This is a genomic window from Citrobacter sp. C5_2 (assembly GCF_014596845.2).
GTDB classification, from domain to species: domain Bacteria; phylum Pseudomonadota; class Gammaproteobacteria; order Enterobacterales; family Enterobacteriaceae; genus Citrobacter; species Citrobacter werkmanii.
The window spans coordinates 3,855,925-3,879,630 of sequence record NZ_CP115032.1 but is presented as its reverse complement, the minus strand read 5'-3'; the positions used below and the strand labels follow the sequence as shown (position 1 = coordinate 3,879,630).

9 protein-coding genes and 1 pseudogene are annotated in these 23,706 nt (G+C 54.8%); 4 read left to right on the top strand and 6 right to left on the bottom strand.

The window, feature by feature from the left end:
• Positions 1 to 1,887, top strand: a complete 1,887-nt coding sequence (gene prpE / locus ICA20_RS18850) for a propionate--CoA ligase (protein ID WP_038637989.1) — start codon at positions 1 to 3, stop codon at positions 1,885 to 1,887.
• Positions 1,888 to 1,933: 46 nt separating this feature from the next.
• Here prpE and ICA20_RS18845 read toward each other — a convergent pair whose 3' ends face one another.
• The 4 genes from ICA20_RS18845 to ICA20_RS18830 all read right to left on the bottom strand — a co-directional run bounded on the left by ICA20_RS18845 (position 1,934) and on the right by ICA20_RS18830 (position 7,963).
• Positions 1,934 to 2,206, bottom strand: coding sequence for a YceK/YidQ family lipoprotein (locus ICA20_RS18845; RefSeq protein WP_038637992.1), 273 nt, complete (start codon positions 2,204 to 2,206; stop codon positions 1,934 to 1,936).
• A 155-nt stretch (positions 2,207 to 2,361) separates the two neighbouring features.
• A complete protein-coding gene (locus ICA20_RS18840; RefSeq protein WP_038637995.1) occupies positions 2,362 to 3,615 on the bottom strand; it encodes an MFS transporter in 1,254 nt (417 codons plus the stop codon).
• Positions 3,616 to 3,672: 57 nt separating this feature from the next.
• Positions 3,673 to 6,750 carry a beta-galactosidase gene (locus ICA20_RS18835; RefSeq protein WP_038637998.1) on the bottom strand — a complete coding sequence of 1,026 codons (3,078 nt, stop codon included), beginning with the start codon at positions 6,748 to 6,750 and terminating at the stop codon, positions 3,673 to 3,675.
• A 121-nt stretch (positions 6,751 to 6,871) separates the two neighbouring features.
• A complete protein-coding gene (locus ICA20_RS18830) occupies positions 6,872 to 7,963 on the bottom strand; it encodes a LacI family DNA-binding transcriptional regulator (protein WP_129694859.1) in 1,092 nt (363 codons plus the stop codon).
• 155 nt (positions 7,964 to 8,118) lie between these two features.
• On the opposite strand from ICA20_RS18830, the gene ICA20_RS18825 reads away from it, so the two are divergent.
• Entirely contained in the window at positions 8,119 to 8,724 is a 606-nt protein-coding gene (locus ICA20_RS18825) for a class I SAM-dependent methyltransferase (protein ID WP_038638003.1), read from the top strand.
• Here the strand turns inward: ICA20_RS18825 and ICA20_RS18820 are convergent.
• The gene (locus ICA20_RS18820) at positions 8,721 to 9,671 is read right to left on the bottom strand and encodes a helix-turn-helix domain-containing protein (protein WP_038638006.1); all 951 of its coding nucleotides are present in this window, start codon (positions 9,669 to 9,671) and stop codon (positions 8,721 to 8,723) included. The two genes, ICA20_RS18825 and ICA20_RS18820, sit on opposite strands and share 4 nt — an antisense overlap.
• An 18-nt stretch (positions 9,672 to 9,689) precedes the next feature.
• Positions 9,690 to 10,466 (bottom strand): MBL fold metallo-hydrolase, encoded by a 777-nt coding sequence (locus ICA20_RS18815; RefSeq protein ID WP_038638009.1) that lies wholly within the window; start codon positions 10,464 to 10,466, stop codon positions 9,690 to 9,692.
• 307 nt (positions 10,467 to 10,773) lie between these two features.
• Between ICA20_RS18815 and ICA20_RS18810 the strand changes: the two genes are divergently transcribed.
• Both ICA20_RS18810 and ICA20_RS18805 read left to right on the top strand, forming a co-directional pair.
• Positions 10,774 to 12,411 (top strand): ShlB/FhaC/HecB family hemolysin secretion/activation protein, encoded by a 1,638-nt coding sequence (locus tag ICA20_RS18810; protein WP_219916566.1) that lies wholly within the window; start codon positions 10,774 to 10,776, stop codon positions 12,409 to 12,411.
• 12 nt (positions 12,412 to 12,423) lie between these two features.
• Positions 12,424 to 23,486 (top strand): annotated as a pseudogene (locus ICA20_RS18805) (hemagglutinin repeat-containing protein); the annotation flags it as partial.
• Positions 23,487 to 23,706: the final 220 nt, after the last annotated feature.

The window sequence follows — 23,706 nt, the reverse complement described above, 5'->3', positions numbered from 1 at the left end:
ATGTCTTATAGCGAGTTTTATCAACGTTCGATTACGCAACCGGAGTCGTTCTGGGCCGAGCAGGCCCAGCGTATTGACTGGCAGCAGCCGTATACGCAGGTGCTGGATCACAGCAACCCGCCGTTTGCCCGCTGGTTTTGCGGCGGCAAGACCAATTTGTGTCATAACGCCATCGACCGCTGGGTGGAGAAACAGCCTGAGGCGCTGGCGCTGATTGCGGTGTCATCGGAAACCGAAGAAGAACGTACCTTTACCTTTCGTCAGCTGTACGACGAAGTGAACGTGGCGGCGGCAATGTTGTTGTCTCTGGGCGTACAGCGCGGCGACAGGGTATTGGTTTATATGCCGATGATCGCCGAGGCGCACATTACGCTGCTGGCCTGCGCGCGCATTGGGGCGATCCATTCGGTGGTGTTCGGTGGCTTTGCCTCGCACAGCGTGGCGGCACGTATCGACGACGCCCAACCGGTGATTATCGTTTCGGCGGATGCCGGCGCGCGCGGGGGTAAGATCCTGCCATATAAAAAGCTGCTCGATGATGCAATCAGTCAGGCGCAGCACCAGCCGCGTCATGTGGTATTGGTCGATCGTGGTCTGGCGAAAATGGCGCGGGTAGAGGGGCGCGACCTCGACTTTGCCGCGCTGCGCCGACAGCATCTTGGCGCGCGGGTGCCGGTGACGTGGCTGGAATCGAATGAAACCTCCTGCATTCTCTATACCTCCGGGACAACCGGTAAACCGAAGGGCGTCCAGCGTGACGTTGGCGGCTATGCGGTCGCGCTGGCAACCACGATGGATACCATTTTCGGCGGTAAAGCGGGCGGCGTGTTCTTCTGCGCGTCGGACATCGGCTGGGTGGTTGGGCATTCGTATATCGTGTATGCCCCACTGCTGGCGGGGATGGCGACGGTGGTGTACGAAGGGCTGCCAACGTATCCGGACTGCGGCGTGTGGTGGAAGATTGTTGAGAAGTATCAGGTTAGCCGGATGTTCTCTGCGCCAACGGCGATCCGCGTACTGAAGAAATTCCCGACCGCGCAGATTCGCAATCACGATCTCTCCTCGCTGGAGGTGCTGTATCTGGCTGGGGAACCGCTGGACGAACCGACCGCCAGTTGGGTAACGGAAACGCTGGGTGTCCCGGTTATCGATAATTACTGGCAGACCGAATCTGGCTGGCCAATAATGGCGATCGCCCGTGGTCTGGACGACAGGCCGTCGCGGTTGGGCAGCCCTGGCGTGCCGATGTATGGCTATAACGTGCAGTTGCTCAATGAGGTCACCGGCGAACCCTGCGCAGCGAATGAGAAGGGTATGCTGGTGATTGAAGGGCCACTGCCGCCAGGGTGTATTCAGACCATCTGGGGCGATGACACACGGTTCGTAAATACCTACTGGTCGCTGTTTTCTCGTCAGGTATACGCCACTTTTGACTGGGGCATTCGCGATGCCGACGGCTATTACTTCATCCTTGGTCGGACGGATGACGTCATTAACGTCGCCGGACATCGACTGGGTACGCGTGAGATAGAGGAGAGTATTTCCAGCTATCCAAACGTCGCAGAAGTGGCGGTGGTCGGCGTGAAAGATGCACTGAAAGGGCAGGTGGCGGTTGCATTTGTCATTCCGAAGCAGAGCGATAGCCTGGAAGACCGTGACATCGCGCATTCAGAAGAGAAGGCGATAATGGCGCTGGTGGACAGCCAGATTGGTAATTTTGGCCGTCCGGCACACGTCTGGTTTGTGTCGCAGTTGCCGAAAACGCGCTCCGGTAAAATGCTGCGTCGCACCATCCAGGCAATCTGTGAAGGCCGCGATCCCGGCGATCTGACGACCATTGACGATCCGGCGTCGCTGCAGCAAATTCGCCAGGCGATCGAGGAGTAGCCGTTATTAATTGGCCCGGTGGCGCGATGCTTACCGGGCCTGAATTTTAATCGACTTTCTTATACGGTCCATGATAGTAATCAAACGGCGCATAGACCGTATCTGCCACAAAAGACAGTGGTACATCGATAAATAACAGCGCTAAATCGAAATAGTTATAATCATAAGCGCCTGGATTTTTTAGTTTAGCCATGTCGTGGTGCGTACCCACATAATAGGTATTCGAATCCTCGCCTTCCGTGCGCGCATTAATGCTGCCACATCCTGAAAGTAATGCGCTGATCAAGAACGCCATTACCGCAACCGTCTTTCTGCTCATCCTGTGACCTGGGTTTACCGTCTCGTTTACCATAGCAGGTTAAAAGCGGCTTTTTGCCCGCAAAACTTAAACCACCGGGTCAGGACTCACAGAGTGAGAATTGCACGTTGTAGGCCGGATAAACCGCGTGAGTGGTGCATCCGGCAAAGAGGCTTTTACAGCGCGACGCTTTCGCGACGACGCAGCAGGGAAAATGGCCCCGGTCCACTTAGGGTAAATACAGAAATCAGTGTGAAGCTCAACGCAATTATCCCCAGCACCAGATAAGCCCCCTGGAAACCAATGTTCTCATACATTTTCCCGGCCAAAACTGACATGAAAATCATTGCCAGCTGTTTGAAGAAACAAAAACACACCAGGTAAATCGTGGCCGAGAAACGCACTTCAAACTGACTGGTGATGTATTTGAAGCAACCGACAATCAGGAACGGTATCTCGAACATATGCAGCGTTTTGAGGATAACGACTTCCAGCGCCGTGGTGGCGAATGATGAACCAATGATCCGTACCGACATGATCGTACCGGCCAGCAGCAGGGCGTTCTTTCCGCCGATGCGGTTCACGATCAGCGGAGCAAAGAACATGATCGAGGCGTTGAGTAATTCCCCCATGGTTGTGACGTAGCCAAACACACGGGTGCCCTGTTCGCCAGTGGCAAAGAACGAAGTAAAGAAGTTGGCGAACTGCTGGTCAAACACATCATAAGTACAGGAAACGCCGACCACGTACAGGGAGAGAAACCAGAGTTTTGGTTGTTTGAATAATTCCAGCGCCAGCTTCAGGCTGAAGGCTGAGTTGTTGGCGCCTACCGCATCCGCGACTTTTGCAGAAGAGGGGGCATCTGCTTTTGAAAAGAACAGCAGCAATGCCAGAATGACCGCACAGCCAGAACCTAACCAGAAGACAAACTGGTTATTGATGGTGAACATAATTCCTGCAATCGAGGCGCACAGCGCCCAGCCCACACAGCCAAACATGCGTGCGCGACCAAATTCAAACTTGCTTCGGCGGCTGGCCTTTTCAATATAGGCTTCAATCGCCGGAGCGCCGGCATTGTAAATAAAGCCAAGATAAATCCCGCCGACAATCGACCCTAGTAAAATATTAAGCTGTAATAGCGGGCCAAAAACGTAAATAAAGAACGGGGCAAACATTACCAGCATTCCAGTAATTACCCATAGCAGGTGTTTTCGCAGGCCAAGCTTATCGGAAAGTAGTCCGAAAACAGGCTGGAATAATAATGAAAACAGTGAAATACAGGCGAAAATGATCCCAGTGTCACCTTTACTGATATGGTTCACATCGTGTAACCAGATCGGAAAGAAGGGGAAATAAGCACCCATAATGAAAAAGTAAAAGAAAAAGAAAAAGCCGAACATCCAAAAGTTAGTGTTTTTTAAATAATACATGACAGACTTCCTCAGGAAAAATAAGGGCAGGTCATAACCTGCCCATTATTATTATGTTTAACCCCAGATAACCTGGTAGTGATAACGTCCGGCACTCAACAAAAACTCCGGCGACACGGAAGGACTCCATGAATCATCGCCGCCGACACCCATATGGAAGCCATCAATATTGAGCCAGGTACCCGCCTCCGGTTGCAGCAGATGACGGTGGCTGGTTTCCATTAGTTGCTGTTGGCTAAAGCGGCTGATGTTGAACAGGAAGTCGCCACGCCATTGATGCGTGCCGTATCGCAGTTCGTGCGTGCCGCAGCGCAGACCATTTTCGCTCGGGAAAACATACGGGGTGTACATCTCATCGAGTGACAGATCCCAACGGTCAAAACAGGCGGCGCTCAGGCGATCCGGGTAGTTCTCATGTGGGCCGAGACCTAACCAGTTCACACGCTCGGCGACCTGCGACAGCTGGCAGCTCAGGCCAATACGCGCCGGATGCGGCGTACCGCTGGCAACATCGACATCCACCGTTACCTGCATCTCGCCATGACCGTTGATACGATACGATTTACGGCTGATAAACAGCGTTTCCCCCTGATACTGCCACGCATGTTCGGTGGTAATCAGTACTGCGTTGCTGAGCGCGTCGGCAGCACAGTGCAGTAACGTTGCTGCAACCTGATAATGACCGGCGGCCTTCCAGCGTTCAACCCAGGCATTCGGGTCAATGCGGGTTGACTCGCTGACGCCGATGTCGTTGTCCAGCGGCGCGCGGGTGAACTGGTCGAACAGTGGGGATAACAACTGGGCTGTATCATCAAGCCAGTATTGTGTCAGCAGGCCAGACCGACGGTCGAATTGCCAACGCTTGTTGTCGTTCTCCACAGTAAAGCTGTTTTCGCTAACGTTGAGCTGTGGCGCGGTGCGGACAGTTGGCAGCCGCGCCAGGCTGAGTTTCTCTTCCAGTTTCCACTGCTGCCAGGCGCTGATGTGCCCGGCGTCTGACCAGGCGGTGGCGCGAGGCTGTTCCACGCGCACCGACAGCCACAGTTGGCCTGCGGTTTCCGGCATCGGGCAATCTGGTAGGGTAATCACCTGGCGGCCCTGCGGGGCAATATCCAGAACGATTTGTCCGGCGGCCAGCGGGTTGCCGTCCTGGGCAATCGACCAGTGCAGAACTTCGTTATCGCTGCGGCGGAACAGATATTCGCTGGTCACTTCAATCTGGCGTTCAGCGCCCGGCAGTAACGTAAACTGGAAAAACTGCTGTTCATGTTTGGCCTCGTATAACGCCGGATGCGGGGTGCGATCGGCGAACACCAGTCCGTTCATGCAAAATTGACGATCGTTAGGCGTGTCGCCAAAGTCGCCACCGTAGGCTGACCATGCCTTGCCATTATCATCATGTTTAATCAGCGATTGATCCACCCAGTCCCAGACAAACCCGCCCTGCAGGCGCGGATACTGACGAAATGCCTGCCAGTATTTGGCGAAGCCGCCGAAACTATTGCCCATCGCATGGGCATATTCACAGAGAATGAGTGGACGCTGCTCGCCGGGCATCGACAGCCACTTTTTAATCGACCATTTAGGTACCGCCGGGAAGGACTGATCCTGATCGACGCGGGCGTACATCGGGCAAATAATGTCGGTCGCCGCGGTATTCGCGCCGCCGCCTTCGTACTGTACCGGGCGTGACGGATCCTCTGATTTTATCCAGCGATACAGCGCGTCGTGATTGACGCCATGACCGGATTCATTGCCCAGCGACCAGATGATAATGCTCGGATGGTTGCGATCGCGCTGCACCATGCGCGTCACGCGCTGGCTCATGGCAGGCAACCATGTGGGATCGTCGCTCAGGCGATTCATTGGCACCATGCCGTGGGTTTCGATATTGGCTTCGTCGACCACGTACAGGCCGTAGCGATCGCACAGGGTGTACCACAACGGATGGTTCGGGTAATGGGAGCAGCGCACGGCATTAAAGTTGTTCTGCTTCATCAGCAGAATGTCCTGCACCATCGTCGCCTCGTCCATCACCTGACCGTTGACCGGATGGTGTTCATGACGGTTGGTGCCGCGAATCAACAGCGGCTTACCATTTAACAGTAGTAGGCCGTTTTTGATATCAATCTGACGAAAGCCGACGTCACAGGCTTCTGCTTCAATCAGCACTCCATCCGCGTTATGTAATTGCACAACGGCACGGTACAGATTGGGCGTTTCAGCACTCCACAGCGCTGGCTTTTCGACGTTCAGCCGCAGGGTAACCCGCTCATGATAAGCGCCGCGTTCATCAATAATCTCGCCGCCGAGTGGGGAGGTCGTTTCGTCAGTCAGCGTTTCAGCTTCCCACAATTGTAGGGTAACGCGTAAATCTTCGCTCGCGTTGCCCGCCACTTTGACTTCCGCTTCCAGCACGGCGCGGCTGAAGTCATCGTTAAAACGGGTGTTAATGCGCAGGTCGCTGATTTGCGTGGTGGGCTTATGCAGCAAAGATATGTCGCGAAAGATACCGCTCATGCGCCACATATCCTGGTCTTCCAGATAGCTGCCGTCGCTCCATCGCAGCACCATCACGGCCAGGCGGTTTTCGCCGCGCAGCAGATAATCGCTCAGATCGAATTCAGACGGCAGACGACTGTCCTGACCGTAGCCGACCCAGCGACCGTTGCACCACAGATGAAATGCGGAATTGACGCCGTCAAAAATAATGCGCGTCTGACCTTCATCTAACCACGCGTCTTCGATATTAAATGTGAGCGAGTAACATCCCGTTGGGTTCTGTGCCGGAACGTACGGGGGATTAACCGGAATCGGGTAGGTGACGTTGGTATAAATTGGCGCGTCGTAACCGTCCATCTGCCAGTTAGAGGGGACGTTGATAGTGTCAGCCTGTGGCAGATCGCTTGTCAGCCAGCTTTCCGGCACAGCCTCCGGCGCGGGAAACCACGTGAATTGCCACTGGCCATTCAGCGAGCGTAACTGAGTTGAGCGTTGATTAGTTCGCGCATCATCTGCTGAGCGCCAGCTACAGAAAGGTGGGTGCACCTCCAGGCGGTTGAGCTGCGTGACGCCGGGATTTTCCCAGTCGCGGCGGGCCAGAACAGCGGAGAGTGAATCTGTGTTCAGGTTCATAACGGTATCCTGTTTGAATTTGTTATTCGCTCACAATTTCAATCAAAATACGGATAACCGCTCCCGGCTGTAAAGGGCGGGGCGTTTAATGAGTGAACTGACTCACATAATTGTTATGCGTTCACATTTTAGGTGTGAGCTGAGAAACTTGCCGCGCAAGCTGGATGAGTGAATCCGCCAGCGCCTGGGGAGAGGTGGTTTGCGTATCAGGAGGCAGAACCGTTTTGCGCTTCACCAGAGTTACGGGCAGCAGTTGGTTGCCCTCGGTTGATTCGCCATGGGGATGTTGCAGCAGCCTGTCGACGCTGGTTTCACCCAATAATGGAAAATCCTGCCTGATGGTGGTCAGCGGTGGAATGTAGCAGGCGCTGTCTTCTGTGTCATCGTAGCCGATCACCGAGATATCCATCGCCACCCGCAGGCCGAACTCGCTGATTGCCCGCATCGCGCCCAGCGCCATTTGATCGTTAGCAACCAGCATAGCGGTGGGGAGATTACCGCTATTGAGCAGATGCAGTGTTTGCTGAAAACCAGACATCGCGCTCCAGTCGCCTTCCAGCTCCGCGACGGGTTGCAACTGGTAGTACGCCAGATATTTATGCCACCCCGCATGCCGAAGCCTTGCCGAAACCGAAGTGTGCGGCCCGCTCAGCAGGGCGATACGCTGATGTCCGTTCTGCACCAGATGTTCAACGCCAAGGCGTGCACCGTCATCATGGGAGAAAATCACGCTGTTAATTGGCGTCTGGTCAGAGACATCGAGAAACAGCACCGGCACCGTACCGCAGGCGGCAGCCACGGCAATGGCGTCTTCTTCATCCAGCGGATAGTTAATGATAAGCCCGGTTACGCGTTGGGAAAGCAGGTTGTGGACCGCGGCTTTGCATGCTTCAACGCCGCTGCGCTCGACCATGGCGATCACCACGCTGGCACCGGACTGGTCGGCGCGGGATTTTATGGCGGCAACGATTTGTGAAGGGGCGTGCAGGGCAAGGTTCGCCGTCACGACGCCAATAAGCGACGTCTGTTTACCTGCCAGTTGCTGTGCGACGCGGTTAGGGATGTAATTGAGTTCCGCCATCGCGGCCTCAACTTTCTGTCGGGTTTTTGCAGAAACGTGGCTGGCCTGATTTACGACGCGCGAGACGGTCTGGTAAGAGACTCCTGCATGGTCTGCCACATCGTATAGCGTTACCGGTTTCACGTTTATCACCCCTGTCATGATGTTTTCTACGCGCTATGATGCCACAGCGGAACGGTTTTGGGGGATTTGCGCATGGGTTCTGCGAGGCGCATTCCAGGGTTGCGTCTCTGGCAGCGGAGGATTTATCGTCGTGATTATTAACAAAATAAAAAAGCGAGGACATCGTGAGCGACGTTGCGGCAAACAACATTCTGTCCATCTACCGACGTCATGCGGATGCCTTTGCCAGTCAGCGCTCTCGTACACTGTTCGAGAAAAGCTGGCTGGATAAGTTCATCACCGTGATGGGCGGGCAGGGCAGCATTGTGGATATTGGCTGCGGGAATGGTCAGCCGATTGCCGGGTATTTTATCCAGCAAGGTTTTCAGCTCACAGGGATTGATGGTTCCGCAGCGATGCTGGCCCGCGCCCGGCAATCCTTTCCCGCACAGCGCTGGCTGGAGCAAGATATGCGCGAGTTGGTGCTTAACGAGACGTTCGACGGCCTGATTGCGTGGGACAGCTTTTTCCATTTAACCCAGCAAGACCAACGAAAAATGTTCCCGATCTTTGACCGGCTTAGCCATCCCGGCAGCGCGCTGATGTTTACCAGCGGTACCGGGAACGGCATTGCGATGGGGCAATTTGAAGGCGAGCCGCTATTTCACGCCAGCCTCGCGCCGGACGAATACCGCGCATTGTTGTCAGCGCATGGCTTTGCGGTGGTCGAGATGGTGATGGAAGATCCGGAATGCGCAGGGCACACGGTGTGGCTGGCGAAAAAAAGCTAAATGCCGCGAAAGGTTTTGCGCCATTCGGCGGGGCTGACGCCGAAATGAGATTTAAAATGCTGACGCCAGGTGACAGGCGACTGAAAACCGACCTGTTCGGCGATGCGTTCAACGGGCAACTGACTGGACTCCAGTAACGCCTGGCTGCGGCGAAGACGCTCGACAATCAACCACTCTGCCACGCTCGATCCGGTGGCTTTCATAAAGTGACGGGTTAACGTGCGACGGCTCATCATCAGCCGCTGCGCCAGCGCATCGATACTATGCTGCTCGTGGATATGCAGGCGTAAATAATCAAGCAGGGCATTGATGCGCTGATCCTGGGTATTTTTCGCCACCGGCTGTTCGATAAATTGTGCCTGACCACCTTCGCGATGCGGCGGCACAATCATCCGCCGCGCAATCTGATTCGCTGCCGTGCTGCCAAAACGTTGGCGGATCACGTACAAACAGCAATCCAGCGCGGCGGCAGTGCCTGCTGAGGTAATAATACCGTCGTCATCCACATACAGAGCGTTGATATCCAGACGCGCCGCCGGGAAGCGGGCCTGAAAATCCTGCTCGAACTCCCAGTGCGTGGCAGCCCGTTTGCCATCCAACAGTCCGGCATAGCCGAGGACAAATGCGCCCAGACACAGCCCGACAATTTGCGCGCCGTTTTGTCGGGCGCGGTTGAGCGCATCAAGCAACCCCTGCGGCGGGCGATGTGCGGTAGTGCCCCAGTAAGGGATTACCACGATATCGGCTGCCTCCACCGCTTCATAGCCATGAGCTGCGTTAATCGAGAAACCGTCCTGTGAGGAAACAATACCGGGCTGTTCGGCGCACAATTGCACGTCGAAGCGCTTTTTCGCTGCCACTTTGTCACTGAAAATGATGCACGGCACCGAGAAGTGAAACGGGCTGAAATCTTCCACGGCGACAACAGCGACGGTAAGCGGCTGCATACGATTCCTCTGCGGACATTAAAACGTCAGGGTTTCACCATCTTCCGGCACGTTGACGCATTGCGCAATCTGGTTGTCGCTGGCGTATGCTTTCAGCGCGGCGCGGGTCAACAAACAGTGGTTTATTGCCTCCATATGCGTGGCCACAATTTGTGCGTTGGGAAGGGTGAAGTGGGTTTTTAGTACATCTTCTGCGCCCATAATAATTGGGCCAAAACCGATAACGTGGGCAAAACCGGCGTTCAAAATCACCACGTCCGGTTGGAAAGTCAGCATGTTGGCTTCCACTTCGTCACGCCAGATAGTGTCTCCAACCAGATACAGCGTTTTTTCCGCCGGATGCTGAAAGATTACCCCGCAGGCATCGCCTAAACGCTCCGCCATTTGCGGGATGGCGTAAGCGCGATCTGAGCCATGCTGGCCGCCGGTTTTACGCAGGATGATGTCGCCCAGCGTGGTGTTGTGCGTCAGTACGATCAGGTGTGTGAAACCCTGATCTCGCAGTACCTGCGCATCTTGCTCATTTTGCACGTAAATCGGTTTGTCTTTCGGCACGACGTGTGCTGCAACCTCATCCCAGTGATCTTCATGCAGGTGGGTCACGATCAGCGCGTCAACGTTGAGCAGGGTGTCGATATCGACGGGCAGATCAACGGTTGGGTTGCGGATCTCCGCACGTGCCGTTCCGGCAAAGCCCGGATAAGCACTTTTTGCCGCCAGCATTGGATCGATTAGAAAGGTTTTGCCGCCAAAGGTGATGCGCTGCGTGGCGTTGCGGATTTGCGTGATGTTCATGGTGTTTGCTCCACGTGTTGGGTCAGTGGTGTCATCGTAGAGTGTTGTGCATAAGTTGAATGTGGGCAAATGGGCGACTAGCGATGGGATTGGGCCAAAAGAGTAAGAATAATTTAATTTAAAAATACAAGAAATCCTAAAATGCAATAGGAATGAAGTGAAACAGCACCTAATGTCTTTACTTTTGTTTACATTTTGTGCTTTTTTAAAATGGTCGGCTGTGCTTTGCAGTCAGGTTCGCTTTCGTACTTTTTTGGAGGGTGGGGTGAAGTTCAGGGATGAAAGAAAGTTGGCATTACTGATTGGGATGTTAATTTTGCCATTCACAACTGTTTCTGCCGCACCACTCTCTCCTGCGGATCGTAATACCATTCAGCAGCAACAACAGCAGCTACTTAATGAAAACCAGCGCCAGCGTGAAGAGCTGGAGCGTAGCGTTACGTTGCCTGTAACCGTAACGCCGAAAACACCAGCCCGGGCTGAAGGGCCGTGTTTTATGATTTCGCGCATTGATATTGACGGCGCAACGAAGTTGTCCGCCGCTGCCTCGGCAAAGCTTATCGCGCCGTGGGTGAATCAATGCCTGGATATTCCCCGTCTGACGGAACTGACAAATGCAATTTCCGACTGGTATATCAGCCGAGGCTATATCACCAGTCGTGCCTTTTTAACCGAACAGGATCTCTCCTCCGGGGTGCTGCATATCGCGGTGCTTGAGGGGAAATTGCGGCAAATACGTCTGGAAGGCGTCCCATCGCGCACTCTGCTGATGACCTTTCCCGGAATGGAAGGAAAAATTCTCAATCTGCGTGACATTGAACAAGGGATGGAGCAGTTGAATCGGGTTCGCCAGACGCCGGTGGAAATTGAAATTTTGCCGGGCAGTCAGCAGGGGTTCTCAATAGTTAACCTCACCGCCACGCCAGAATTTCCACTCAATGGTTCAGTAAGTTTTGATAACAGCGGGCAAAAGAGCACCGGAACCGGGCAACTCAGTGGCGCATTATTTTTCAATAATATGCTCGGCCTGGCAGATAAATGGTTTATCAGCGGTGGACGCAGCAGCGATTTTTCCAGTAGCAAAGATGCGCAGAACTTTGCTACTGGCGTGAGTATTCCTTATGGCTACGGACTGCTTGATTACAGCTACAGCTGGAGTAACTACCTCAGCACTATTGATAACAATGGTTATGCCTGGCGTTCCACTGGTGATAGCGAAACCCATCGATTGAACGGATCCTGGGTTTTGTTTCGCAATGGTGATGTCAAGACCGCTGCATCGCTGGGTCTCACGCATCGAATTAACCGTAACAGATTGAATGATGTCCTGCTGGAAACCAGTAGCCGCAAGCTTTCCAGTGTTTCGCTGGGTATCAACCATACGCAAAAAATTGCTTCTGGCGTTGCGACGTTTAATCCTTCATTCGCCCAGGGCGTGCCGTGGTTTGGCGCAGAGGATGACAACAATAAACAGGGGGATGTGCCAAGGGCGGAATTTCGCAAATGGAGCGTCAATGGCAGTTTTCAGCGCCCGTTGGCAGAAAGAGTGTGGTGGCTTAGCAGCGTCTATTTTCAATGGTCTGTGGACCGACTCTACGGCAGTGAGCGCCTGACGCTGGGCGGAGAAACCTCAGTTCGCGGTTTTAAAGAACAATACATTTCTGGAAATAACGGCGGCTACTGGCGCAACGAAGTGAATTATTCGCTGTTTACGTTGCCGGTATTCGGACAGATTGGCGCGATGGCGGCATTCGACGGCGGCTGGCTGAAACAGGATAGCGTTGACAGGTATGCCTCCGGCACGTTGTGGGGGGCTGCGCTGGGATTAACCAGCTCAGGGCGCTGGTTCTCCTCTCAGTTTACCGTAGGAACGCCAGTTAACTATCCGGACTGGCTAGCCCCGGATCATCTCAATGTGTATTACCGCGTTGCGGTGGCATTTTAAGGAACAAGGGTGATGAAAAAGGATCAGGTTCGTTTTTCCCAGCGTTTGCTAAGCGGCATGTTGAGTTTTCTGCTGGCTACCCAACCACTGCTCCCGACGATGGCTGCCGTCATCACGCCTGAAGGCAATACGCAGATGGATAAAGCCGCCAATGGTGTTCCGGTGGTGAATATTGCCACACCGAACCAGTCCGGGATTTCACACAATAAATATAACGACTACAACGTGGGAAAAGAGGGGCTGATCCTTAACAACGCGACCGGGCAATTTACCCAAACCCAGCTCGGCGGCATTATCCAGAATAACCCAAACCTACAGCCAGGAAAGGAAGCCTCAGGGATCATCAACGAAGTAACCGGCGCTAACCGTTCACAACTGCAGGGCTATACCGAAGTCGCGGGGAAAGCCGCCAACGTCATGGTCGCTAATCCCTATGGCATTACCTGTAATGGTTGTGGATTTATCAACACGCCTAACGCCACCCTGACCACCGGTAAACCTGTGTTGGACGCCAATGGCAACCTGCAGTCGCTGGAGGTAAGCAAGGGCAGTATTACCATCGAAGGTAAGGGGCTGGATGGTAGCCAGAGCGATGCAGTGTCGATTATTGCCCGCGCCACGGAAATCAATGCTGCGCTACACGCCAAAGATTTGACAGTTATCGCTGGGGCGAATCGCGTTGCGGCGAATGGCCAGACGAGCCTGCTGAATGGCGAAGGAGAAGCACCGAAAATCGCGGTAGATACCGGCGCGTTAGGCGGCATGTATGCTAATCGAATTCATTTGGTCTCCAGCGAGAAAGGGCTGGGGGTCAACCTCGGAAATCTGAATGCCCGTCAGGGTGATATCACCCTCAATGCTAACGGGAAATTAACGATCGGCAACAGTCTGGCAAATGGTGGTCTTTCCGCCAGGGGCGAAGGCGTCACGTTGACCGGCAGCCATAAGACCGGGAGCGGGATGGCCATCAACAGCACCGGGGCGTTAGCGCTACAGGATGCAAATCTCTCCAGCGGCGCAAACGTGCAGTTGGGTAGCGATGGCAAGGTGACGATCGATGGTGGTGGGATTGCCGCAGCTGGCGAGTTGCAGGTGGCTGCTAAACAGGATGTAGCCGTTGCTGCAACCACTCTGGTTAGCCAGAAAAACACCTCACTGCGCAGTGACGGCTCGCTGACAGTTACCGACGGCAGCCTGACCAGTAAAGAAAAACTGGATGTCGAGGGTACTAATGGACTGACGCTGACCCGTTCCACGCTGGGTAGTGATGCTGATGTTAGCCTTAACAGTAAGGGCTATCTGTCGGCGAAAGGGGGATTGCTCTCAGCAGGTAATGGATTAACGCTGAAGGCGCAGCGCATGGCACTGGATAACGCCAGTCGGGCCGATGCGAAAGGCGCATTAAGCCTGACCGGTAGCGAAATGAACAACCAGGGACAGGTCAATGCGGGAGATGCTTTATCTCTCTCTGGTGACCACCTCGTTAATGGTGGTCAACTGGCGGCAAACGGCAGTCTTGATACTTCTGTCAGCAGCCTTAGCAACACAGGTCTGATGCAGGGTAACAGCGTATCGGTCCGCAGCGGGTCGCTGGATAATATGGGCACGCTGGCGAGCGGCAGCCAGCTTTCAGTACAGACGGCAGCGCTGAACCAGCAGGGGATCCTGAGCGCGAAAAACGATGCGGATATCCGGGCTGATGCCACGCTGCGTAATAGTGGAAAGTTGCTCTCTGATGGCACTCTAACGGTGCAGGCCGCGTCAGTTGAACAATATGGCGTCCTCTCTGGCAACCAGGGGGTAACGCTCAATGCTGAAAATCTCACCGCCGCGAAAGATTCGTTGATCACCGGGCAACAAAACATACAGTTAAACGTTACGCAAAACCTTAACCTGAACGGTCAGGTTAATGCCGCCGGTGCGCTTAACGTCGGCGCAAAGCAGCTGACTACCGGCAAAGACGGTCATTTACAGAGCGGTCTGGACCTTGCGATTACCGGCAACAGCGTGACGCTGGACGGCGTACAGGCGGCAAAAGGTTCGCTGGATGTGACGGCTGACCGGCTCAGTCATGGCGGGAAATCCACCGGGGCACGCGTTGGTTTCAGCGCGCAGCAGTCAGTTGATAACCATGGCGAACTGTTGGCAGACACCCTGACGCTCAGCGCGGCGACGCTGACTCATAACGGCAGCGCCAGCGCTGAACGCATCTCGATTATTGCACCTGAGCTGCTGACCAGCGGCGGCTCTCTGATAGCCGACACGCTAACTCTCCACAGTCAGCATATTGTGAATAGCGGTCTGATGCAGGGCAACGCGGCAATGGACCTGCAGATTGATAAGTTAGATAACCTGAGCGGCGGCACGCTCTATGCCAGGCATTCTCTGGCGCTGGATATACCGTATCTGACCAACCATGGGCTGATTACCAGCGACGGTTCATTGCATCTCCATGGTCGCCAGTTGGTTAACGGCGGAGAAATTAACGGCGTTAATCTGCAAAGTGAATATGCGACGGTAAAAAACGAGGCCGCGGGGCGCCTGCTGGCGGACACGTCATTGTCTGTTAACGGACAGCAGACAGATAACCTCGGACTCATGGCCGCCGAAATGCTCGCGCTGAACAGCCAGGACGTGAAAAACGACGGGAATGTGTTGTCGGTGGGTGAATTGAGCCTGAAGAATCAGACCCTGCACAACACCGGCTTGCTGCAGGGCGGCACGCTGAATCTGGAAGCAAATACGTGGCAAAACAGCGGTAATGCGCTGGGTGAAACGGGGGTAACGGCGACAGTACACGACGCGTTCGCTAACCAGGGCAAGGTACTCAGTCAACAGGGTATGACAGTGCATGCCGCCAGTGCGAATAACAGCGGAATGCTGGCGGCGAAGGTGCTGGCATTACACGGCGATCTCAGCAACAGTGGGATCCTGCAGGGGGATCACGCGCTCGCCTGGGATGGCAGTCGCTTCACTAACCTTGCGGGTGGGCAGGTGACCAGCGGTGAAGATCTACAGCTTAGCGGAAAACGTTTCGAAAATGATGGCCAACTGGAGGGCCGTACGGCGGCGATCAGACTGGATAACCTGCACAATAGCGGCAGCGTTCAGGCACTGGATAGCCTGAAAATTCAGGCTAACGGGCGACTGGATAACCAGGGATCGCTGCGCAGTCTCAACCTGTTCGAACTGGCTGCGGCGCAGTTGTTTAACGACAACACGATTGCAGCAAAATCCCTGAGTATTTCCGTGCCGGAGCTTATGAATAATGGCATTGTGCAGGGGAATTCGGCGCTACAGCTCACCACCCGCAATCTGTTCAATGGTCAGCAGGGGCAACTGGTCAGCGGTGCGGGGCTGGATTTAGGCCTCGACTCACTGGAAAACCACGGTCTGCTGCTGGCGAATACCGGCTTCACGCTGCGCGGCAGCACATTAATTAACGCAGGTGATATTCAGGCCGACTCCCTGAACCTGACGCTGGCAAACTCGGTTGAAAATCAGGGGAGCCTGGTGGCGAAACAGGGGGCGTCGATGAATACTGCATCCCTGGATAACCGCGGTACGCTGGCGGCGACAAGTGTCGCTCTGGATGGAAAATCAATCCGTAACAGCGGACGGGTGCAGGGCAACGACAGTACCTCGGTTTCTGCGAATACCTTCACCACGGATACCACAGGTAAATGGCTGGCCGGTAATGCGCTGTTGGTGCATACCGGTGCGATGGAAAACGCCGGCGTACTGCAGGGAAATACCCTGACATTTACTGCCGACTCGCTGAATAACAGCGGCGTGCTTAACGGTTTACATGGCCTGGAAGGCAAGCTATCCGGGCGACTTACCAACCCCGGACACATTCAAAGTGGCGGCGCACTGGCGCTTACGGCTGATGATATCAACAGTGCCGGACGTATTGCCGGTGACAGGCTGACTCTTGCTGCCTCGACGTTAAACAATTCAGGCCTGTGGCAGGGGACGAACGGGCTTGCGCTGTCTGGCGATGTACTCACGACGGGGATAACCTCCCGTACGCTGAGCGGCGGCGCGTTGACCTTTGATGCTGGCAATATAACGACGCAAGGAACGCTGCAGGGGCAGCAGCTCACGCTGACCGCTGATAACTGGCTGCACAAAGGATCGCTGATAAGCCTGGGTAATCTGACGGCTACTGTAAACAACGGCCTTACCACATCAGGCGATGTGATGAGCCATGGTGGAATGTCACTAACCGCGCAGCAGCTTGATAACAGCGGAAAGCTGCTCAGCGAGAGCGACGTAACGCTCGACGGCGCACAGTTCGATAACAGTGGCGCGGTACAGGGAAATACCCTGACCCTGCAGCAAAACCGGATCCACAATCAGGGCACGCTGACCGGCCTGCAAAGCCTGACGCTGGAGGCTCGTCAGCGTCTGATGGCCCGAATGGCGATGGCTTCACCGCAACAGGAATTGATTAACGCAGCAGGTGGTTCACTGCTGACGCAGGGAGCGCTGAAGCTCACTTCTGGCGATGTGACGAATAATGGCACGTGGCAGGGACAGTCCGTTCTGCTCAGTGCGCAAACGCTGACAAACAACGGGGCAATACAAAGCGCCGACGCCCTGCAGCTTACCCTCGCAAATAACCTAACTTCTGCGGCCGGCAGCAAAATTACCGCCCTTGGTAACGCGACGCTACAGGCGCTTTCTCTGACTAACTCGGGGCAATGGACGGCGAAAAATCTTACGCTGAAGGGGGCAACCCTTGATAACAGCGCGGCGATTAGCGGCGTAAATGCGCTCACGCTTGCCATGAACGGCGCGGTCAGGCAGCAGAAAGCGGGCAGTATGCTGAGCGGCGGCGCGTTGGATCTGACTGCGGCGTCAGTCACCAACGATGGAAAAATTCAGGGTGCGACGCTGGGCATGACGACCGGCGCATTGACCAACAGCGGACGACTACAAGGGGATAATGGCGCAACGCTGTCGCTGAGCGGTGATTTGATAAACCAGGCTTCCGGGGAGATTGTCAGCCGCCAGGGGCTTTCGCTTTCTACGCCAGTGCTGTTCAACTACGGTTTAATGCAGGGCGGTGGAGAGACCCATCTTAACGCCACAACACGCGCGCTCAATGACGGCAAACTGCTTTCCGGCGCGGGAATGACGCTGACGACGGCAGAATATTCCGGCGCAGGCTGGTTACAGGCGACAAACCTCATTCTGAATGCGGCAACGGCCACCAATGACGGTAACTGGCTGGCCGACAGCGCCACGCTTGCAGGGACACGGTTTACCAACCAGGGAACCGCGCAGGCCGGTCAACTGGCGGTGAAATACGCGCAACTGACGAATAACGGTACGCTGTTAGGCAACTCGCAACTGAGTGTGAATGCCAGCGAAGTTAATCAGAATGCGGCAGGGAAACTGTTCAGCGGCGGCGACCTGTTCGTTGAAAGTCGCGGGCTGGGTGCGTTGGGACAGGTGGTTGCGCTGGGTAATCTGACGCTGAAGCTGGTGAATGGTTTTACTGCGCAAAGCGCTTTTGCCGCGGGTAAAACACTGACCATTACCAGCGATGGCGCTATCGACAACCGTAGCGTGCTTCAGGGGCAATCGCTCAACCTGACGGCGGGCGGACAGCTCAGCAATAACGGCAAATTACAACGGGCAGCGGCGTCAGTTATCTTAGCGGCGACAGCGTGGCGCTCAATGCCGTCGGAACGTTACAGGGCGGTGGCGATATTACGCTGACCAGTCGCGGTAATATTTCAGTCGCTGGTTTCACCGGAACGCGTGGCTCTCTGACGCTCAATGCACCGGGCGCCATCGTCAATACGGCGCTGTTGTACGCGGCAAATAATCTGGCGCTTTATGCTAACACCATCACCAACCAGCGCGGCGATATCCTCGCGGGCAACAATCTGTGGATGCAGCGAGATGCTGCGGGCAATGCCAACAGTGAAGTGGTCAACACTTCCGGCAATATCGAAACCCAGAACGGTGATATCACGATAAAAACAGGACATCTGCTGAACCAGCGAGATGGGTTGAAAACAAACCAGACACAAATAGCTGGAGCAAACAGTATTCCAGGGATAGGTGATGCGACAATAAAAGTTGATATAAGCCAATTACCGTCAGGATCCTATGGTGTTAATGGTTATTCCTACACAACAGAATCAGGAGCCTGTAACGCACATGGAGCCTGTAGCTATCACCATTATTACCAGTATTACTACGCACCGTTTAAAGACACGGCGACGCAGAAATTCATTTCCAGCCAGCTAAAAACAGAGGTTTCCAGCTCTGGCGGCGCAGCTCGTATTTCATCAGGGCGAAATCTGTCAATTGGCGCAAACACGCTGGATAACGCAGCCAGTACTATTCTGGCAAACAATCATATCGACCTTTCAGGAAGCACATTCAATAACCAGAGCTGGCAGTCCGGGACGCTTACTGATTATCTGGTTTATACCTATACCCCAGAGAAATACTCACGTCAGAAATTTGCCGTAAATAATATAGATGTGTTACCTCCGCGTTATAACGAGGGGAGAAACAGTAAAGGTGAAACTATTGTGCTTCCTAAAGAACGCACAATAACATTTACCCTGGAAGGGCATGACCGGGTTCAGGAAGGGGGAGAAACGTACCGTTCGGTGATTCAGGCGGGCGGTAATGTAAACGCCAGGTTTACTACTTCTATTGGCAACGAAAACGCAACCTCTGGTGGGGGACGGGTTAGCAATACCATCGTTACCCCAACCCTCAACACCCTCAGCAACCAAACCATCAGTAATGGGGTGCAAAAGCAGGCACTGGCAGGCAATGACACGGTGAGCGTCAGTTCCCCTCAGTGGAACGATCGACTGCATGACGCATTGCAGCAGATTAACGGCGCAGGCGCGCTGGAAAGCGGCGGCGTATCAGACGCTACGCTCAACCCTGTTTCTACCACGCAGAAAGGTAACGCCAGCCTCGGCCAACTCAATGGCCTGATTAACCCAGGCGAGAAGGGCGTGAATACTGCCGGGCAAAATCAGGGCAAAACGGTGGATACCAGCGCGTATCCGTTGCCTTCCGGAAAGAACGGGTATTTCGTCGTCTCTGACGATCCGAAAAGCCCGTACCTGATCAACGTTAACCCGAAACTGAACGGTCTTGGTCAGCTCGATCCCAGCCTGTTTGGTGATTTGAATGCGATGCTGGGTATCAAACCTGGCGAAGCGCCGCGTGAAACCAATATTGCGTATACCGATCAAAACCAGTTCCTTGGGTCGGCCTATATGCTCGATCGTCTCAAACTGAACCCGGAATATGACTACCGTTTCCTCGGTGATGCGGCGTTCGATACCCGCTATGTCAGTAACGCCATGCTGAATAAGACGGGAAGTCGATACATCAACGGTATTGGTTCTGACCTTGACCAGATGCGTTATCTGATGGATAGCGCTGCCAGTACCCAGCAGTCGCTGGGACTGACATTTGGGGTGGCGCTGACGGCCGATCAAATCGCGTCCCTTGAGCACAGCATGCTGTGGTGGGAAGCCGCGACCGTCAACGGTGAAACGGTAATGATACCGAAGCTGTATCTCTCGCCGAAAGATATCACCGTGAACAACGGTAGCGTCATTGCCGGGAATAATGTTCAACTGACCAGCGGGAATATCACCAACTCCGGCAGTACGCTGTTGGCGAGAAACGATCTCACCCTCGACAGCCAAAACAGTATTAATAACCTTAACAATAGTCTGATGCAGGCCGGGGGCAATCTCGACCTGAGCGCGATGGGTGATATCAATAACGTCAGCTCCGCCATCAGCGGAAAAACGGTGGCGCTGGAAAGTCTGGGCGGCAACATCAATAACCTGACGCTGGCGGAACAGATTGATGTGAGTGCCAGGGATAAATACCGCAATGTGAGCTTTAAAGATACGTTGCTGGGGTCTGTGGCATCCATTACCGCGCAGGATGGATTGTCGCTCTCGGCAGGTAAAGATATCACCGTTACTGGCGCGAATCTCTCTGCAGGCGGTTCATTGCTGATGGATGCGTGGGGAGATATTGCGGTAAATGCCAACCAGATTAACGATGCCCGGAGCCACTCCGGACGCTGGATAACAGAGACGGGGCGTTCGTCAGTGGACTGGCAGGGTAGCACCATCAGTTCGGGCGGTAAGCTCGGTATCAATGCCGGAAATAACCTCAACGTCACCGCCAGCGATGTTAACGCGGGGGGGAATGCTCAGCTTACAGCGGGTAACGATCTTAATCTGAATGCGGGCTCCACTCAGCAAAGTAGCCGTAACGGCGGCAGTGAATCGCACAGCACCGGGCTTTCCCGTACCACCGTGGCAGCGGGTGACAATCTGCTGTTGAAAGCGGGTCAGGATATTAATTCCCATGCGGCCGGGCTGGCTGCGGAGAATGATGTCGGTCTGCTGGCCGGGCGAGATGTCAACATGCTGGCTGAAGCAACGACAGACGGCGACAGTTATCGTGCGAAGAAGAAAACCGTGGTCAATGACGCCGTACGCCAACAGGGAACGGAAATTGCCAGCGGCGGCGACGCCGTCATTATTGCCGGGCGTGATGTAAACGCACAGGCAGCGGATGTTACGGCGCAGGGCGATATCGGCGTAACGGCAGGCCGGGATGTGAATCTCACGACCGCCACAGAGAGCGATTATCACTACCAGGAAACCACGAAAACCAAAAAAGGATTCCTCAGTAAAAAGACTACCCATACGATTGAAGAAGACAGCGCTACGCGGGAAAAAGGCGCGCTGCTGAGTGGGAACAATGTGACGGTCGCCGCCGGGAATAACATTCTGGTACAGGGCTCAGCCGTTGCCGGTGACGGCAATGTGGCGCTGGGAGCTGGCAACAATGTGGATATCGTTGCTGCCACCAATACCGATACCTCATGGCGCTTTAAAGAGACTAAAAAGAGCGGTCTGATGGGGTCGGGCGGGATCGGTTTCACTATCGGTAGCAGTAAAACGACGCACGATCTGCGCGAACAAGGCACCACCCAAAGCGAGAGCTTCAGTACTGTCGGCTCAACAGGAGGCAATGTCAGTATCACCGCGGGCCAGCAGGCACATATCGGCGGCGCGGATATCATCGCCCAGAAAGATATTGCTGTTCGCGGCGACAGCGTAATTATTGAACCGGGTCATGACAAACGCACCCGTGATGAGAAGTTTGAGCAGAAAACCAGCGGACTGACGGTGGCGCTGTCGGGGGCTGCTGGTGCTGCGATAAACAGTGCAGTACAAACCGCTCAGGATGTGAAAGATGAGAGTGATGACCGGCTTGCAGCGCTGAAGGCTACGAAGGCGGCGCTTTCCGGCGTGCAGGCGGCGCAGGGTGTTGCAGTTGCTCAGGCCGGTGGCGATCCGAATAACGGTATAGGCGTTAGCATTTCCCTGACTTCCCAGAAATCAAAATCTGAGCAGCATGCCTGGAGTGATACTGTGGCAGGCAGCACCCTGAATGCAGGTAACGACCTGGCTATTGTGGCGACAGGTAAAGGTCAGAGCGGAAACAGCGGCGATATTCTGATTGGCGCAAGCCAGTTGAAGGCGGGTGGGGATACCACGCTTGCGGCAGCGAACGATATTGTACTGAGCGGAGTGGCAAACACCCAGCAGACGACCGGGAAAAACAGTAGCAGCGGCGGTGGTGTGGGCGTCAGTATTGGCGGGGGGACTAATGGCTATGGTATTGGCGTCTTCGCTAATGTGAATGCGGCGAAAGGGCATGAGAAGGGTAACGGTACATCATGGGCTGAGACCACGCTTGATAGCGGTGGCACGGTATCGATGGCCAGTGGTCGTGATGCCATTCTGAATGGCGCGCAGGTCAGCGGCGATAAAGTGGTGGCGAATATTGGTCGCGACCTGTGGATGAGTAGCCAGCAGGACAGCAACGACTATAAATCGAAACAGAACAGCGTAGCAGCAGGCGGCAGTTTTACCTTCGGCAGCATGACCGGTTCGGGCTATATCAGTGCCAGCCAGGACAAGATGAAAAGCACTTATGACTCGGTGCAGGAGCAGACCGGGCTTTTTGCTGGCGATGGCGGATTTGATGTGGTGGTAGGACGTCACACACAACTGGACGGTACGGTAATCGCCTCGACGGCGCCAGGGGATAAAAACAGCCTTGATACCGGAACGCTGGGGTTCAGGGACATTCACAACGAAGCAGACTTTAAGGTCAGTCATTCAGGAGCCAGCCTGAGCGGCGGCGGGGCTTTTGGCGGCGATCAGTTTAAAGGTAACATGCCGGGTGGAATGATTTCAGCCGCTGGCAACAGTGGCCACGCGGAAGGCACGACGCAGGCGGCGGTGGCAGACGGCACCATAACTATCCGTGATAAAACCGGTCAGAAACAGGACGTGGCGAATCTGAGCCGTGATACGGAACACGCCAACGGCAGCATCAGCCCGATTTTCGACAAGGAGAAAGAGCAGAACCGGCTGAAAGCGGTGGGACTCATCAGCGACATTGGCGGTCAGGCAGCCGATATCGCCAGGACCCAGGGAGAGATTATTGCGCTCAAAGAGGCGCGGAGGGACAATCCAAATCTGCCAGCGGATAAGCTGAAAGATACACCGAAGTACAAGGAAGAACTGGCCAAGTATGGCACGGGCAGCGATATTCAGCGGGGAATTCAGGCGGCAACGGCGGCGCTTCAGGGGCTGGCTGGCGGTGATGTGGGGGCCGCGCTGGCGGGGGCATCGGCACCAGAGCTGGCGAATCTGCTTAAATCGACAGAGGGCAATACTGCGGTAAATGTCATTGCCCACGCGATACTGGGCGGCGCAGCGGCTGCGATGCAGGGTAACAGCGCGGCAGCGGGTGCAGCGGGTGCGGCAACGGGCGAACTTGCGGCCCGGGCGATTGCAGGTATGCTGTATCCTGATGTGAAGGACCTGTCGCAACTGCGTGAGGATCAGAAGCAGACCATCAGCGCGCTGGCAACGATATCAGCAGGGATGGCCGGTGGTCTGGCAGGAGACAGTACGTCATCAGCCGCAGCAGGTGCGCAGGCCGGGAAAAATGCAGTTGAGAATAATGCACTCAGCTTCGGTGATGGTTTTGAAAGCAATGCTGCGGCGGCTACATCATGGAACAAGTACGCGGTGGACAATAATCTGACTCCGGAACAAACACAAGCCGGGCTGGATAAGATCGCGAAAGGTGATATGCCGGACAGCACCAATATCACGAAAGTGATTGTGGATGGTTATCAGGATGGTGTGATGATTGCCGGGGCATGGTATCTGGGACCTGCCGCATCAGTTG